We start from the raw sequence: 14,639 nt of genomic DNA, 5'->3' as shown, positions 1-14,639 counted from the left end.
GCCGCGCTTCTCTCGAGCTAAGTAGCGGAAAGCTCGTAGATAAAAACAAACGGCGCCCTGTTTTGGGCGCCGTTTGCTTTTGTCAGGCCGGTTTCTCAGCGATCAAAAAACTGGCTCAACCGCTCGCGAAGCGTTAATCGTTTAAACCCTGATCCCTCAATCTTGGTCCCTAAGCCTCAGGCATAAGCCGGACGATGCGCGCCGCCAGTCTCGCCGAGATAGCGATGCACCGACAGATCGTCCGCCTTGATCACCGGCTGCTTGCCCGACATCACGTCGGCCAGCAATTGGCCCGAGCCGCACGACATCGTCCACCCCAACGTGCCGTGACCCGTGTTCAGGAACAGGTTCGGCACCGGGGTGCGGCCGACGATCGGCGTGCCGTCCGGCGTCATCGGACGCAGACCGGTCCAGAACGTAGCCTTCGACGTATCGCCGCCGCCCGGGAACAGATCGTTCACGCACAGTTCCAGCGTTTCGCGGCGCGCCTGGCGCAGCGATTTGTCGAAGCCGACGATCTCGGCCATGCCGCCGACGCGAATCCGGTCGTTGAAACGCGTGATCGCGATCTTGTACGTCTCGTCGAGCACAGTCGAAATTGGTGCGGACGCTTTGTTGACGATCGGCGCGGTGATCGAATAACCCTTGAGCGGGTAGACCGGAATCTTCACGAGACCGGACAGGAATTTGGTCGAGTATGAGCCGAGTGCCACGACGAATGAATCCGCGCGCACCAGTTCATCGCCGCATTGCACGCCGGCGATGCGGTCGCCCGCCATGGCGAGTGCGTCGATCGGGGTGTTGTAGCGGAACTTGACGCCCAGTTGTTCGGCCAGCGCAGCGAGGCGCGTGGTGAACATCTGGCAATCGCCGGTTTCGTCGCCCGGCAGGCGCAGACCGCCCGTCAGCTTGTGCGAGACCGCGGCGAGCGCCGGTTCGGCTTGCGCGAGTTCTGTCGGCGACAGCAGTTCATACGGCACGTTGGCTTCCTGCAGCACGGCGATGTCTTTCGCGGCGCCGTCGAACTGCTGTTGCGTGCGGAATACCTGCAGCGTGCCGCCGGTGCGGCCTTCGTACTGGATGCCGGTTTCGGCGCGCAGCGCTTGCAGGCAATCGCGGCTGTATTCGGCGAGGCGGACCATGCGCCCCTTGTTCACCGCATAACGCGACGAAGTGCAGTTTTGCAGCATCTGCCACATCCATTGCAGCTGGAATTGCGTGCCGTCGAGGCGGATCGCCAGCGGCGCATGCTTCTGGAACATCCACTTGACAGCCTTTAGCGGTACACCCGGTGCTGCCCACGGCGACGCGTAGCCCGGTGAGATCTGACCGGCATTGGCAAAGCTGGTTTCGAGCGCTGGGCCGGCCTCGCGATCGATGACGGTCACTTCATGACCGGCGCGCGCCAGGTAATAAGCACTCGTCACTCCGACAACGCCACTGCCCAAAACGACGACTCGCATAGCTGCTCCAGGATATCCAATAAGAGTTCTGAGGGCGGTATGCTCGTCGGTTCGTTTGAATTCGTCCGATTAACGAGGTGTAACGAGGATCGCCCAGTGTTAACCGCTATACTATTAACAGTCAGGTAGGTTTTGTTATTGTATTTTCAAGATTTTCAGTAAAAACCCTATGCGTACACAGCGCCAGCCGGTTCGATCCCTCGACAAGCTCGATCACAAGATCCTGCGGCTCCTGCAACAGGACGGCCGAATGGCGATGAAAGACCTCGCCGAACAGGTTGGGCTGTCGGTCACGCCTTGTATCGAGCGCGTCAAGCGGATGGAGCGCGACGGCGTGATCACCGGCTATCACGCACGTGTGAACCCGGCTGAGCTGGGCGCGGCGCTCCTGGTGTTTGTCGAGATCACGCTCGATCACAAAAGCGGCAACATGTTCGACCAGTTCCGCCGCGAGGTGCAGAAGATCCCCGAAGTGCTGGAGTGCCATCTCGTTTCGGGCGACTTCGACTATCTGATCAAGGCGCGTATCGGCGAAATGGCCGACTATCGCAAGCTGCTGGGGGACATCCTGCTGCAACTGCCCGGTGCGGTGCAGTCGAAGAGCTACGTGGTGATGGAAGAGATCAAGGAAACGCTGACGATCGCGGTTGGCGATTAGCTCGTGCGGTAGCTGCGCAGCAGGACTCGACAAACGGCGTAAACACTGTATATTTATACAGGTGTTTTACGCCGTTTTTGTTTTGTGTGATCCAGCCGTGACCGATTCCGACTCCCACTCCGTCAACGAATTTCCGATCGCTCCGCCGGCGCCTCGCAAGGGGCGCGGTGCGGTGACGAACCTGCAAGGCCGCTATGAAGTCGACCAGCGCGAAGTGGTGGACGACGGCTGGCTTTCGTCGCCGGAGGAAGACGGCGAGCCGAAGGTGCTACGCACGCAGGTTTTCGAAGAACGGGCCAAAACCATTCTCACGCGCAATGCGTCGCCAGATATTCCGTTTGGCGTATCGCTGAACCCGTATCGGGGCTGCGAACATGGTTGTATCTACTGCTTCGCGCGGCCTACACATAGTTATCTGGGGTTGTCGCCGGGGCTCGACTTCGAAAGCCGCATCTACGCGAAGATCAATGCGCCGGAATTGCTCGAGCGCGAGTTGTCGAAGAAGTCCTATGTGCCCGAGCCGATCGCGCTGGGCGTCAATACGGACGCCTGGCAACCTGTTGAGCGTGATTTGCGGCTTACGCGGCGGATAATCGAAGTGCTCAGCGAGCGGGGCCATCCGTTCGCGGCAATCACGAAATCGTCGCTGATCGAGCGCGATCTCGATCTGCTCGCGCCCATGGCGGCGCGCGGGCAGTTCATGGCGGCCATCACCATCACCACGCTGGATGCGGATATCGCGCGCACGCTCGAGCCGCGCGCGGCTACGCCGTCGCGTCGACTGCGCACGATCCGTACGTTGAGCGAGGCGGGCATTCCTGTTGGTGTCAGCATTGCGCCGGTGATTCCGTTCGTTACCGAGCCGGACATGGAGCGCGTGCTGGAGGCCTGTGCGGAGGCCGGCGCATGTAATGCGAGCTATATCGTGCTGCGCTTGCCGTGGGAAGTTGCGCCGCTATTCAAGGATTGGCTCGCGGCGCATTTTCCTGATCGTGCTGACCGGGTGATGAGCCGCGTACGCGATATGCGAGGCGGGAAGGACTACGACTCGAACTTCTCCACTCGAATGAAGGGGGAAGGCTTGTGGGCGGATCTGCTAAAGCAGCGATTCCAGAAAGCCACGCGCCGTTTGGGGCTGAACCGGCGTGATCGCGGGATTCTGGATATGTCGCACTTTCGCCGCGGCGAGCCCTCGCGTGCCGAAGCGCCGGCGCGCGACAATCCTCAAATGAACCTCTTTTAGCGTAAAGCGCAGGCGGTTATTGCGACAGCGCTTTGGCGGCTTGCACCTGGCCTTCGAAGTAAGTCTGGAATGAGATCGCGAGCCCCGTCATCAGCAGGAACGCGCCGATCAACAACGAAAAGATCACGATGAAAATGACGGTCCAGCCGGAGCGGCTTTTGCGCTGGGTTTGTGCGTTGAACTGCGCATCCCATTTTTCATCGGGACGCAGGCCGTAGACGATCGCGGCCAGAAAAGCGGAGAGCAGCGAAACGGCGCCGAAAAAAGCGAGCGCCCAGCCGAGCATCGAAGCCCGCTCGCTTGCCACTACCAGCATGACGCCCGGAATCCCGATCAGCGTGCCGAGCAGATGAGCCCAGCCGTAAATGTCGCGCATGCCGTGCAGATAGAAGCGGTGTGCGCCAAGGCTGCCGAAGAAGAACGCCAGCGCGGCGGTAATCGTCTTGGATCTGAAATGCGAGGAAGTCGAAGCAAGAGTGGACATGTAGGCCAGAGCTGAGTGACAGGCGGTCGAAAGGAGCGGGGCGCCGGTGGGCGCGGACCGACGCGCATTCTACGCCACGCCGCGTGGCGCCGGCCGAGCGGCGTGCGATCGCGCTTGGCAGCGCGAGTGACTGAGGGCGCCGCGAGTTTGGTGGGGTGGCCGGCGGAGCGCGCGACTGCTCAATGGTTACAGCGAAGGCGCCGAGTAGGTCACGCGGTAGACCGCGCCAGCATAGTCGTCGCTGATCAGGAGCGAACCGTCCGGCATCGGTTGGACGTCGGCTGGGCGGCCCCACACCGCTTCGCCCTGCTGGAGCCAGCCTTCGGCAAAGACTTGCTGATGCGCGTTGCTGCCGTCCGGGTTGGTGATCACCCGCACGACCCGGTAGCCGACCTTCTTGCTGCGATTCCACGAGCCATGTTCGGCGATAAAAATAGTGTCTCGATACGCGGCTGGAAACATCGAACCGCTGTAAAAGCGCATGCCGAGCGAAGCGACATGCGCACCGAGTTTGACAACCGGCGGCGTGAAAGCGCTGCACGGATGGTCTTTGCCGAATTCGGGGTCGGGCGTATCGCCGCCATGGCAGTACGGAAATCCGAAGTCCATGCCGGCCCGCGGCGCGCGGTTGAGCTTGTCGTCGGGTACGTCGTCGCCCATCAGGTCGCGGCCGTTGTCGGTGAACCATAGCTCGTGCGTCACTGGATGCCACGCGAAGCCGACCGTGTTACGAATGCCGCGCGCCACGACTTCATAATGGCTGCCGTCCGGATCCATGCGGGCCAACAGCCCAAAGCGGTCGCGATCTTTCAGGCAGACGTTGCAGGGCGCGCCTTGTGGTATGTATAGTTTGCCGTCCGGCCCGAAGGCGATGAATTTCCAGCCATGATGCGTTTCTGTCGGCAGGTTGTCGGTGACAACGACGGGCTTGGGCGGGTCGTTCAGATGGGCGTCGATCGCGTCGAAGCGTAGAATTCTCGACACCGCGGACACATACAGTGCGCCATCCCGCCACGCCACGCCTGCCGGCGTTTCCAGTCCGGAAGCGAGCACGTGACGGGCCGCCACGCGCCCATTCTGTAGTTCGAGTGCGTAAACGTGGCCGTCGAGGCTGCCTATATAAAGAATGCCCTTCGGCGAAAGCGCCATGGCCCGCGCGCTCGGCACCGCGTCCGACAACACCTCAATATGGAAGCCCGGCGGCAGTTTGATGCGCTCGACCGGCAGCGCGGCTAGCGCCGGCAGGGCCGTGGCGGCAAGCAACAGCGCCGCGCCGGTTCGTCGCGCCTGAACACGGGCGGCGCGCGAAAAGCCGGCAAGCAGCGAAGACCCGACAACTTGCCGAAAGACGGCGAGCGAGGCGAAGAAAAACGCAGGCGGAGGCAGGAGTTTCACGGGCGTTCCATCAGGTAATTCGGGCGTTTCGGCGTGATCCGGAGGACCCGCCTGCATGGCCGGCGCAACCCCGTTGCTCAGTTTATCCCGGTAAGTGTTTGTTATGGCGTCGGTTTCCCGCTATAATCGCGTGTTTCAGTCGTTCCGAACCCCGGTTTTCAAGGATTCTAGTATGGTCATCATCCGCTTGGCTCGTGGCGGCTCCAAGAAGCGCCCGTTCTACAACATCGTCGCAACCGATTCGCGTAACCGTCGTGACGGCCGCTTCATCGAACGCGTTGGTTTCTACAACCCGGTCGCTACGAAGGGTGAATCGCTGCGTATCGCTCAAGACCGCCTGACGTACTGGCAAGGCGTTGGCGCACAACTGTCGCCGACCGTCGAGCGTCTCGTGAAAGAAGCGCAAAAGGCGCAGCCGGCTGCTTAATGGTAGCTAGCATGCGTATCGTCGTCGGTTCGGCCGGCGGCTCGCGCAGCTTGCGTGAGCAGTCCGATGCGCGAGTTTTGCTGAAACAGACGTCGAAGTTGGCAGCGAGGGTCTCTTATGTCTGTGCGTGATTCCAGCAGTTCAGGTCGCGTGAAGGCAAAAGCGGCGGCCCCGCGCGCGAAGACGTCTGGTCAGGCGCCGTTCGGTGCATTCGTCCGCAAGCCGGTCGAAGGGGCCGAAGGCAAGGCGAAAGCCAAAGTTGCAAGCACCGGTTCCAGCGCAGAAGAAATGCGAGCGGAAACGGTGGGAAGCTGGCCGGCCGATGCGGTCGAGGTCGGTGCAATCGTCGACGCTTACGGCCTCAAAGGCTGGGTCAAGGTGGCCGCGCATGCGGACGCCGGGCACGGCGGAGACGCGTTGCTAAGCGCGAAGCGCTGGTGGTTGCTGAAAGGCCAGGAGCGCAAGTCGGCGCCGTCATTACACGCAAAAACGCATAGCGACAGTATCGTTGCCCATCTGGGCGGTGTAACTGACCGCGATGTGGCGCTGGCACTGCGCGGCACGCGCGTTTATATCAGCCGCAGTGAGTTTCCGGCCCTCGAAGCCGATGAATTCTACTGGGTCGACCTGCTCGGCCTGGATGTGGTGAACGTTGCCGGGGTCAACCTCGGCAAGGTTGCGGACATGATCGACAACGGTGCGCACTCGGTGTTGCGCATCGAATACCCGGATACCGACAAAAGCGGTAAGCCGGTCACCGGCGAACGTTTGATCCCGTTCGTCGGCGTCTTTGTCAAAACGGTGGATCAGGCGGCGAAGCAGATCATCGTCGACTGGGATGCCGATTACTAAATAACTCGCTGAATGGAGAGAGCGATGCAGTTCGATGTCGTGACGCTCTTTCCTGACATGTTTCGTGCGCTGACCGACTGGGGTATTACCAGCCGTGCGGCGAAGCAGGAGCGCTACGGGTTGCGCACGTGGAATCCACGCGATTTCACGACCGACAACTACCGCACAATCGACGATCGCCCGTACGGCGGCGGCCCCGGCATGGTGATGCTGGCCAAGCCCCTGGAAGACGCGATCGGCGCGGCGAAAGCGGCGCAGGCGGAGCAGGGCATCGGCGCGTCGCGCGTCGTGATGATGTCGCCGCAAGGTGCTACGCTGAATCACGACCGTGTCATGCAGTTTGCTGCCGAGCCCGGCCTGATCCTGTTGTGCGGGCGCTACGAAGCGATCGATCAGCGTTTGCTCGACCGTGTCGTCGACGAAGAAGTCAGTCTTGGCGACTTCGTGCTGTCCGGCGGTGAATTGCCGGCCATGGCGTTGATGGATGCCATGGTGCGTCAGTTGCCTGGCGTGCTGAACGACTCGCAATCTGCGGTGCAAGACAGTTTCGTCGACGTGCTGCTGGATTGTCCGCATTACACGCGTCCGGAGGAATACGACGGTGTGCGTGTGCCTGATGTACTGCTTGGCGGCCATCATGCGGAAATCGAAGCATGGCGTCGGCGTGAAGCGTTGCGCAACACGTTGAACAAACGGCCCGATCTGATTCAGAAGGCCAGAAAGAACAAGATGTTGAGCCGTGCCGACGAGGCATGGCTTACGAGTCTCGCGAAGGAAGTGTCGAAGGCGTAAAGCCTTGGGCTTTCGAGCGGACATAGGCGGCGCCGCACATGCGTGTACGGTGCCAGATGTGAACCCATCCTCTATCGGGGCCGTAGCCGCGCGCAATAGGCAAACCCTACGCGAGGCAGGTACGAACGCCGACAAGATGGACTTAGGAGTCAGTGATGAATCTGATTGCAATACTCGAGCAGGAAGAAATCGGCCGCGCTCTCGGCGAGAAGACCATCCCCGAATTCGCCCCCGGCGATACGGTGATCGTTAGCGTGAACGTGGTTGAAGGTACGCGTAAGCGTGTTCAGGCTTACGAAGGCGTCGTGATCGCCAAGCGTAACCGTGGTCTGAATTCGTCGTTCATCGTCCGCAAGATTTCGTCGGGCGAAGGCGTCGAGCGTACGTTCCAGACGTACTCGCCGCTGCTGGCAAGCATCGTCGTGAAGCGTCGTGGCGATGTGCGTCGTGCGAAGCTGTACTACCTGCGCGACCGTTCGGGCAAGTCGGCTCGGATCAAGGAAAAGCTGGTCGCAAAGAAAGACCGCGCTGCTCCGGAAGCGTAAAAGCTGTAAGAAAAAGCACCCCTCGCGGGTGCTTTTTTGTTTGCCAGGTCAAAATAGCGGAATGTCCCCTATCCGCTCATTCCGAGAGACCCGTTGATCCGCCCCGCCTTTGAGCCTGAAACTCTACCTGTCGAAGCGACGGGTGCCGATCTGCCACCGGTGGTTGCCGGGCGCCTGACGCCCGACGGTCTGCGTGCGCGTTTCGAGCAGCGTCTGAGTTGGACGCCCGAGCCGATTATCGAAGCGCCCTGGCGCAATCAGCACGTCGATCCGCGCGTTGCCGCCGTGTTGGTACCTCTGGTCGTGCGCGATAACGGCCTCGCCGTGCTGCTGACCCAGCGTGCCGACCATCTGAACGACCACGCTGGCCAGGTGAGTTTTCCCGGCGGCCGCCACGAACCGTTCGACGCCGATGCGACCGCCACGGCCCTGCGCGAGGCGCAGGAAGAAGTCGGCCTCGATCCGTCGCGCGTGGAAATTCTGGGCGCGTTGCCCGACTATCTGACGGGCACCGGGTTTCGTGTGACGCCTGTGATCGGCCTCGTGCACCCGCCATTCACGTTGAAAGCCGATGCACTCGAAGTAGCCGACGTCTTCGAAGTGCCGCTCGCCTTTTTAATGGATCCCGCGCACCACGAGGAGCGGGTGTTTCGTTACGAAGGCGGCGAGCGCCGTTTCTTCGCCATGCCCTATCCGCGGGCCGCGTCGGCGGAAGCTGAAGATCGCGAGCGCCAGGTGGGCGGCCACTATTTCATCTGGGGCGCGACGGCGGCGATGCTGCGCAACTTCTATCGCTTTCTCGCGGCGTGAGCGACGTCGGTCTGTGCAGTTGTCGAGTGTTTGTCAATGTCTGGGCTCAGTCGCATCCGACCCTGTGCTATCGTTATAAAACAATCGTAAAAACTCAAAAAGCACGGCGCATCGCATGACTTTTTTCTCCGTATTACTGGCTCTGATTATTGAACAGGTGCGCGCGCTGTCGCTGAACAATCCGGTGGCGGCATTGCTTCAATACCATGCGGAGTCGGCGGCGCACGGATTCGATGCCGGCAAGCCCAAACACGGCGTGCTCGCGTGGCTCGTGGTGGTGGTGCCCTGGACGCTAGCCGTCGCGCTCGTCTACTACGTGCTGTATCACATTCACTTCACGCTGGCCTTCCTGTGGAACGTCGCGGTGCTGTACTTCACGCTCGGCTTCCGGCAGTTCAGCCATTACTTCACCGACATTCACCTCGCGTTGAACAACGACGATGTGCCGCGCGCGCGTGAAATCCTGAATGAATGGACCGGGCTCGACACGGTCGACATGCCCGTTAGCGAGATCGTGCGCCATACGCTGATTCACGCGGTGGTTGCTTCGCACCGGCACGTGTTTGGCGTGTTTTTCTGGTTCCTGATTCCGGTCGGGCCCGCCGGCGCGGTGCTATATCGGATTGCCGAGTATCTGGCGCGCACGTGGGCGCGGCCGGTCGACGATCGCACCGCTGCGTTTTCGAGTTTTGCGCAGCGTGCCTTCTTCGTGATCGACTGGGTGCCGGCGCGGCTCACGTCGCTGGGCTTCGCGATCGTCGGTAATTTCGAAGACGCGATTTATGCGTGGCGAAACCACGCGCGTCAGTGGCCGGATGCGAACGACGGCGTGTTGCTGGCCGCGGGCAGTGGGGCGTTGGGTGCGCGTCTGAGTGGGCCGCTCGCCGAGCAGTCGAGCCTTGACGCGCTGGCTACCGGCGACGGCGGACCGATGCAGGTCGGCGACGACTGCACGCCGCGCACGCTGCAATCGGCGGTGGGTCTGGTGTGGCGCGCGGTGGTGCTGTGGATGATTTTGCTGCTAATGCTGACGATCGCGGTGTGGTTGGCGTGATGCAGCTCGCTTGATTCAGCGCGTGACTCACGCAACGCAGAGAAAAGCCGGGTAGCACCCGGCTTTTTTATTGCTCACGCCACAGTGACTTTACCGCGTGGTACCTGAGTCCGAGCCGCTTCTCCGTCTATCGGCCACACCCAACCGCTTCACCCATCCAACGGATCACGCGCCGTCCCGCACTGCCAGCACACCGTGAACTGCGCTTCGAGCGTTTCTCCGCACTGCCGGCATCGCCAGGACGGCGAGCCCGCAGCCGGTCCATGTGAAGCCACGTCGATCAGGCGTCGCGCCATCGCCTCATCGCGTTCATCGACGAGCCACAGTTCCGGCGCGCACTGATCCGCCGGAATATCGCCGAGCGCGCCGTTCAGATAACGGTTGTGCAACTCGCAAGCAATGCCCGCCGTCTCGAGCACATTGACCCAATGCTGTCCGATGATCAGATTCGGCGCGCGCATCAGTTTCATCGTGGATCCATGGGTTGACAGCGACGCGCCTCAGCGCACGATCTGGCTGGCTTCGTGCACCAGTTGCGCATACAGAGCGTGCCGTTCGCGCCGGATGTGACCATCGGCAACCGCTTCGAGAATCGCACAGCCCGGCTCCTGCAAGTGATGGCAGTTGTAGAAGCGGCAGTTCGGCAGCAACGGCCGGAACTCGGGAAACGCGCGTTCGAGCCGGCCTTCGGTCAGATGATGCAGACCGAATTCCTGGAAGCCCGGCGAATCGATCAACGCACCACCGTCACCACCGTCACCACCGGGCAAAGGGTAGAGCCGCGTGAACGTAGTGGTATGCCGCCCGCTGTTCAGCGCGGTCGAGATCTCACGTGTGGCGACTTCGGCATTCGGAATCAGCAGATTCACCAACGTCGATTTGCCCATGCCCGACTGGCCGAGCAGCAGCGTCGAGTGACCTTGCAGATGCTCGATCAAAACGCTACGCGCGGCGTCAGGCTGCGTCTTGATCGACACTTCGAGCACGGTGTAGCCGAGTGCGCGATACGATTCGAGCCGCTTGCGCGCGCCTTCCAGCGCGCCAGTCACGTCGGTCTTGTTCAGCACGATCAGTGGCTTCAGCTCGTGTGCCTCTGCGGCAACCAACGCGCGCCCGAGCAGGTCCTCGCTGAAGTGCGGCTCGGTCGCGAGCACGACCAGCAACTGATCGAGGTTCGCGGCAAAGAGTTTCGACTTGTACTGATCCGAGCGATACAGCAGATTACGCCGCTCGCCGATCTCGACGATCACGCCCTGATCCGCCGAAGTGGGTTCGTAAATCACGCGATCGCCGACCGCCACTTCGCTGCGCTTGCCGCGCGGGAAGCACTGGAGCATCGGGCTGCCGTCTTCCGGCGCGACCATGTAGTGGCGCCCATGAGCCGCAATCACGAGCCCGCCTACGCGCGTGCTGGACGGCGCGCGCGGCGCTTTCGGGGAGCGGCCGCTCATGCGTGCCGCAGCAGGCGGTCGATCCGCTGCGACGCTGGTGGATGCGAGTAATAGAACGCGGTGTAGAGCGGATCGGGTGTCAAGGTCGACGCGTTGTCCTCATACAGCTTGACGAGCGCGTTGACGAGGTCTTGCGCATCGGTTTGTGTGGCGGCGAAGGCGTCGGCTTCGAACTCGTGCTTGCGCGAGCTCAGGCTGCCGAGCGGCGTGACGAAGAACAGGAAGACCGGCAGCGCGAGGAAGAACAACACCAGCGCGAGGCCGCTATTGCCGCCGATCAGCGACGGCCGCACCCCCAGTCCTTCATAGAACCACACGCATTGCGTCAGCCAGCCGAGCAGGGCGAGCATCACGAGGCTGATCGCGAACGTGACGATCATCCGCTTGATCACGTGACGGCGCTTGAAGTGGCCGAGTTCGTGCGCGAGCACCGCCTCGATCTCGTTGCCCGACAGGCGCGCGAGCAGCGTATCGAAAAACACGATCCGCTTGGCGGCGCCGAAGCCGGTGAAATACGCATTGCCGTGCGCCGAACGGCGGCTGCCGTCCATCACGAACAGGCCTTTGGCCGCGAAGCCGCAGCGCTGCATCAGCGCTTCGATGCGGCTTTTCAGCGCGTCGTCCTTGAGCGGCTCAAACTTGTTGAAGAGCGGCGCGATAAACGACGGATACAGCACGAGCACGAGCATCTGGAACGCGACCCACACGATCCATGTCCACAGCCACCACAGGCTGCCCGCCTGGTTCATCAGCCACAGCACGACGAACAGCAGCGGCAGGCCGAACGCGGCGCCGAGCAGGACGCCCTTGAGGCGGTCGAGGAAGAAAATACCCTTGCTCATCCGGTTGAAGCCGAAGCGCTGTTCGACCACGAATTGCCGGTAGTACTCGAACGGCAGGTCGATCACGCTGGTGATCGCGATCACCGCCGCGACCAGCGCGATCTGGCCGGCGTAGCCGCGGCCCAGCCAGTCGGAAATCGCCCGATCGAGTGCCTGGACGCCGCCGAGCAGCGTCAGCCCGATCAACACAGCCGCACTGACGACGATTTCGATCATCGTCAGCCGGGTGCGTTCGACGGTGTAGTCCGCGGCGCGCTGATGCGCGGTGAGCGCGATGGTGCCGGCAAACTGGCTCGGCACCTGCTCGCGATGGCCGGCCACGAAGCGGATCTGCCGCGACGCGAGCCACAGTTTGGTGCCGACCATCGCCACCACGGCGACGACGAACAGAACAGTGAAGTACAGGGTAGGCATCCGGGGATTCCGTGGTATCTATGCGAGAATTATATGTTTCTTCCCGCCTGGCGGCGGGGGCGATAAGTCCAAACCGGCCCAAACCGGCTCAAACCAATCTCATACGAACAATTGCTGAGGCAAGCGTGCTTCCAGTAAGCCGTCTGCCCGGCCATCAGGGTTGCCTTCATGACTGACATCCTCTCATCCACCGAACAGCCGCCGCTCGTGCGCAGCGACATGAATCTCGTCTGGCTGGACATGGAAATGACCGGGCTCGAGCCGGACACCGACCGCATCATCGAAATCGCGGTGGTGGTGACGAATTCGACGCTCGACAGGTTGGTCGAAGGGCCGGTGCTGGCGATTCATCAGAGCGACGAAACGCTCGCCAAAATGGATCAGTGGAACCAGAACACGCATGGCCGCTCGGGTCTGATCGATCGCGTGAAGGCGTCGACCGTGAGCGAAGCTGACGCCACGGAGCAGATTCGCGACTTTCTTGGCGCTTATGTGCCGCCTGGCAAATCGCCGATGTGCGGCAACTCGATCTGCCAGGACCGCCGCTTCATGGCGCGCTGGATGCCGGATCTGGAGCGTTTCTTTCATTACCGCAATCTCGACGTCAGCACGCTGAAGGAGCTGTGCCGCCGCTGGCAGCCGGTGATTTACAAGGGTTTCCAGAAACGCGCCTTGCACACGGCGCTGGCGGACATCCATGAATCGATCGATGAGCTGAAGTACTACCGCGAGCATTTCCTGATTCCGGGGGCTTCTGAATCGCCGGCTGCGGAGTAACACAGCCACCGGTTCGGAGCCGCCGGCCGGGCAGACATGCCGTCGCGGCTTCGGCCTCAATCCTGCCGAGGCGCGCGCACTGCGTTCTTCGGCCGGAACGCCTTCACCACGTCGGCGTTGGTTTCCATATACGGCCCGCCGATCAGGTCGATGCAATAGGGCACCGCGGCGAAAATCCCCGGCACCTTGACCGCGCCGCCTGCTTCGGCGTCACGCAGGCCCTCGAGCGTTTCCTTGATCGACTTCGGCTGACCCGGCAGATTGACGATCAGCGCGGCATGCCCGGCCGTTTCGCGGATCACCGCCACCTGGCGCGACAGAATCGCCGTCGGCACGAAATTCAGGCTGATCTGCCGCATCTGCTCGCCAAAACCCGGCATTTCCTTCGTGGCCACCGCCAAAGTCGCTTCCGGCGTCACATCGCGGCGCGACGGGCCGGTGCCGCCGGTGGTCAGCACCAGATCGCAGCCGAGTTCGTCGACCAGTTCGATCAGCGTGGTGGAAATAATGGGCGCTTCGTCCTGAATCAGGCGGGTGATCACCTGAAATGGCGAGTTCAGGGCAAGCCCGAGCCATTCCTGCAGCGCCGGGATGCCTTTATCTTCATACACGCCGGTGGACGCGCGGTCGCTGATCGACACAAGGCCGATCACGATTTCGTCGGGATGCTGACGCGTCGGCTTAGGCGTCGCGGTCGTCATCGTCGTCTTCAAGAGCGTCTTCCGCGTCGGAATCTGCTTCTGCAGACGGGCCGTCGGCGTTTTTGATCCACTGGAACAGTTCGCGGAAGTAGCGTGGCGGCTTGCTTTGCTGCGCTTCCTTACGGGCGTTGCGGATCAGCGTGCGGCCCTGCTGCGGGTCGGCATTCGGGTGCTGGCGGATGAATTCCGTCAGCGCGGCGTCGTCGGCGAGCAGTTTCTCGCGGGTGCGCTCGATCCAGTGCAGCTTGGCCGTTTCCGCCTTGTTGACGCCGTTATAGGTATCGAGCGCGGTGCGCAGCGCGGCGGTTTCCTCGTCCAGCAGCGAGCGCATCACGCGCCCGACGTACTGCACCTGGCGGCGCTTGCCTTCGTGATCGGTGATGCGGCGTGCTTCACGCACGGCGTCGTCGAGCTTTTCGGGCATTGGCATGCGCTTGAGCGCGTCTTTGGGCAGCGCGATCAGCGCCGAGCCCAACTCCTGCAGCTCATGCATGTCGCGCTTGAGCTGGGACTTGCTGGGACGGTCGTAGCCGTTCTCGTCGACTTCCGGCTCGGCGGACTCGATGGGTTGAATGCGGGTTTTGCGTGTCATACCGATATTGTAGCGTGCCGCGCCCTCCGAACCTGCCGTGCTGCTGCGCACAAAGCCTTGCGCGCCGGTTTTTGCGAGCATGGCCAACCCGGCGAGCCGCGGTGAGGGCAAGCGCGCCTGTTTCTGGCGCACGAGCGAG

At 62.0% G+C, this 14,639-nt stretch carries 17 protein-coding genes; 9 read left to right on the top strand and 8 right to left on the bottom strand.

What is annotated here, in order from left to right; all coding sequences use genetic code 11:
- Nucleotides 1-176 precede the first annotated feature (176 nt).
- Complete coding sequence (locus PQQ52_RS01635; RefSeq protein ID WP_408206230.1) at nucleotides 177-1,463, bottom strand: D-amino acid dehydrogenase; 1,287 nt, start codon at nucleotides 1,461-1,463, stop codon at nucleotides 177-179.
- Between the two features lie 169 nt (nucleotides 1,464-1,632).
- Here PQQ52_RS01635 and PQQ52_RS01630 point away from each other — a divergent pair, with 169 nt between their 5' ends.
- Nucleotides 1,633-2,121, top strand: coding sequence for an Lrp/AsnC ligand binding domain-containing protein (locus PQQ52_RS01630; RefSeq protein WP_035547518.1), 489 nt, complete (start codon nucleotides 1,633-1,635; stop codon nucleotides 2,119-2,121).
- A 97-nt stretch (nucleotides 2,122-2,218) separates the two neighbouring features.
- Entirely contained in the window at nucleotides 2,219-3,364 is a 1,146-nt protein-coding gene (locus PQQ52_RS01625) for a PA0069 family radical SAM protein (RefSeq protein ID WP_408206228.1), read from the top strand.
- Between the two features lie 16 nt (nucleotides 3,365-3,380).
- Here PQQ52_RS01625 and PQQ52_RS01620 read toward each other — a convergent pair whose 3' ends face one another.
- Complete coding sequence (locus tag PQQ52_RS01620) at nucleotides 3,381-3,848, bottom strand: NINE protein (protein ID WP_408206226.1); 468 nt, start codon at nucleotides 3,846-3,848, stop codon at nucleotides 3,381-3,383.
- 186 nt (nucleotides 3,849-4,034) lie between these two features.
- Nucleotides 4,035-5,243, bottom strand: coding sequence for a PQQ-dependent sugar dehydrogenase (locus tag PQQ52_RS01615; RefSeq protein ID WP_408206224.1), 1,209 nt, complete (start codon nucleotides 5,241-5,243; stop codon nucleotides 4,035-4,037).
- 172 nt (nucleotides 5,244-5,415) lie between these two features.
- Here PQQ52_RS01615 and rpsP point away from each other — a divergent pair, with 172 nt between their 5' ends.
- From rpsP to PQQ52_RS01585, 6 genes are all read left to right on the top strand, one after another.
- Nucleotides 5,416-5,670: a 30S ribosomal protein S16 gene (gene rpsP, locus PQQ52_RS01610; RefSeq protein WP_006050280.1), complete on the top strand. Its 255-nt coding sequence runs from the start codon at nucleotides 5,416-5,418 to the stop codon at nucleotides 5,668-5,670.
- A gap of 117 nt (nucleotides 5,671-5,787) precedes the next feature.
- Nucleotides 5,788-6,522, top strand: a complete 735-nt coding sequence (gene rimM / locus PQQ52_RS01605; protein ID WP_408206222.1) for a ribosome maturation factor RimM — start codon at nucleotides 5,788-5,790, stop codon at nucleotides 6,520-6,522.
- Nucleotides 6,523-6,546: 24 nt separating this feature from the next.
- Entirely contained in the window at nucleotides 6,547-7,314 is a 768-nt protein-coding gene (trmD, locus tag PQQ52_RS01600; protein ID WP_408206221.1) for a tRNA (guanosine(37)-N1)-methyltransferase TrmD, read from the top strand.
- A gap of 155 nt (nucleotides 7,315-7,469) precedes the next feature.
- On the top strand, nucleotides 7,470-7,859 hold the full coding sequence (gene rplS / locus PQQ52_RS01595) for a 50S ribosomal protein L19 (RefSeq protein WP_012433948.1): 390 nt from the start codon (nucleotides 7,470-7,472) through the stop codon (nucleotides 7,857-7,859).
- Between the two features lie 93 nt (nucleotides 7,860-7,952).
- The gene (locus tag PQQ52_RS01590) at nucleotides 7,953-8,669 is read left to right on the top strand and encodes a CoA pyrophosphatase (protein ID WP_408206219.1); all 717 of its coding nucleotides are present in this window, start codon (nucleotides 7,953-7,955) and stop codon (nucleotides 8,667-8,669) included.
- 115 nt (nucleotides 8,670-8,784) lie between these two features.
- Nucleotides 8,785-9,723, top strand: coding sequence for a CobD/CbiB family protein (locus PQQ52_RS01585; protein ID WP_408206217.1), 939 nt, complete (start codon nucleotides 8,785-8,787; stop codon nucleotides 9,721-9,723).
- Nucleotides 9,724-9,872: 149 nt separating this feature from the next.
- On the opposite strand, the gene PQQ52_RS01580 is transcribed toward PQQ52_RS01585, so the two are convergent.
- Genes PQQ52_RS01580 through PQQ52_RS01570 form a run of 3 tightly spaced genes read right to left on the bottom strand, consistent with a single transcriptional unit; the run spans nucleotide 9,873 to nucleotide 12,430 of the window.
- Nucleotides 9,873-10,193 carry a putative signal transducing protein gene (locus PQQ52_RS01580; protein WP_408206215.1) on the bottom strand — a complete coding sequence of 107 codons (321 nt, stop codon included), beginning with the start codon at nucleotides 10,191-10,193 and terminating at the stop codon, nucleotides 9,873-9,875.
- Between the two features lie 30 nt (nucleotides 10,194-10,223).
- Nucleotides 10,224-11,174 carry a ribosome small subunit-dependent GTPase A gene (rsgA, locus tag PQQ52_RS01575; protein ID WP_408206213.1) on the bottom strand — a complete coding sequence of 317 codons (951 nt, stop codon included), beginning with the start codon at nucleotides 11,172-11,174 and terminating at the stop codon, nucleotides 10,224-10,226.
- Nucleotides 11,171-12,430 carry a M48 family metallopeptidase gene (locus PQQ52_RS01570; protein WP_408206211.1) on the bottom strand — a complete coding sequence of 420 codons (1,260 nt, stop codon included), beginning with the start codon at nucleotides 12,428-12,430 and terminating at the stop codon, nucleotides 11,171-11,173. Before PQQ52_RS01570 ends, rsgA begins: the two co-directional genes overlap by 4 nt.
- 168 nt (nucleotides 12,431-12,598) lie before the next feature.
- On the opposite strand from PQQ52_RS01570, the gene orn reads away from it, so the two are divergent.
- Nucleotides 12,599-13,207, top strand: coding sequence for an oligoribonuclease (gene orn / locus PQQ52_RS01565; protein WP_408206210.1), 609 nt, complete (start codon nucleotides 12,599-12,601; stop codon nucleotides 13,205-13,207).
- Between the two features lie 56 nt (nucleotides 13,208-13,263).
- Here the strand turns inward: orn and mog are convergent, their stop codons facing one another.
- Nucleotides 13,264-13,908 (bottom strand): molybdopterin adenylyltransferase, encoded by a 645-nt coding sequence (mog, locus tag PQQ52_RS01560; protein WP_408206208.1) that lies wholly within the window; start codon nucleotides 13,906-13,908, stop codon nucleotides 13,264-13,266.
- The gene (gene yjgA / locus PQQ52_RS01555) at nucleotides 13,889-14,500 is read right to left on the bottom strand and encodes a ribosome biogenesis factor YjgA (protein ID WP_408206774.1); all 612 of its coding nucleotides are present in this window, start codon (nucleotides 14,498-14,500) and stop codon (nucleotides 13,889-13,891) included. Before yjgA ends, mog begins: the two co-directional genes overlap by 20 nt.
- Nucleotides 14,501-14,639: the final 139 nt, after the last annotated feature.

This window comes from Paraburkholderia sediminicola (genome assembly GCF_046030555.1).
Classification (GTDB): Bacteria; Pseudomonadota; Gammaproteobacteria; order Burkholderiales; family Burkholderiaceae; genus Paraburkholderia; species Paraburkholderia sediminicola_E.
The sequence above is the reverse complement of the archived record's forward strand: the minus strand, read 5'-3'. Positions and strand labels throughout refer to the sequence as shown.

Bases quoted from the DNA above. Each gene is read 5' to 3' on its own strand.
- PQQ52_RS01630 (WP_035547518.1), top strand. From the start codon at position 1,633: ATGCGTACACAGCGCCAGCCGGTTCGATCCCTCGACAAGCTCGATCAC.
- rimM (WP_408206222.1), top strand. From the start codon at position 5,788: ATGTCTGTGCGTGATTCCAGCAGTTCAGGTCGCGTGAAGGCAAAAGCG.
- orn (WP_408206210.1), top strand. From the start codon at position 12,599: ATGACTGACATCCTCTCATCCACCGAACAGCCGCCGCTCGTGCGCAGC.
- mog (WP_408206208.1), bottom strand. From the start codon at position 13,908: ATGACGACCGCGACGCCTAAGCCGACGCGTCAGCATCCCGACGAAATC.
- PQQ52_RS01585 (WP_408206217.1), top strand. From the start codon at position 8,785: ATGACTTTTTTCTCCGTATTACTGGCTCTGATTATTGAACAGGTGCGC.
- PQQ52_RS01620 (WP_408206226.1), bottom strand. From the start codon at position 3,848: ATGTCCACTCTTGCTTCGACTTCCTCGCATTTCAGATCCAAGACGATT.
- rplS (WP_012433948.1), top strand. From the start codon at position 7,470: ATGAATCTGATTGCAATACTCGAGCAGGAAGAAATCGGCCGCGCTCTC.
- PQQ52_RS01580 (WP_408206215.1), bottom strand. From the start codon at position 10,193: ATGAAACTGATGCGCGCGCCGAATCTGATCATCGGACAGCATTGGGTC.
- rpsP (WP_006050280.1), top strand. From the start codon at position 5,416: ATGGTCATCATCCGCTTGGCTCGTGGCGGCTCCAAGAAGCGCCCGTTC.
- PQQ52_RS01570 (WP_408206211.1), bottom strand. From the start codon at position 12,430: ATGCCTACCCTGTACTTCACTGTTCTGTTCGTCGTCGCCGTGGTGGCG.
- rsgA (WP_408206213.1), bottom strand. From the start codon at position 11,174: ATGAGCGGCCGCTCCCCGAAAGCGCCGCGCGCGCCGTCCAGCACGCGC.
- trmD (WP_408206221.1), top strand. From the start codon at position 6,547: ATGCAGTTCGATGTCGTGACGCTCTTTCCTGACATGTTTCGTGCGCTG.
- PQQ52_RS01635 (WP_408206230.1), bottom strand. From the start codon at position 1,463: ATGCGAGTCGTCGTTTTGGGCAGTGGCGTTGTCGGAGTGACGAGTGCT.
- yjgA (WP_408206774.1), bottom strand. From the start codon at position 14,500: ATGACACGCAAAACCCGCATTCAACCCATCGAGTCCGCCGAGCCGGAA.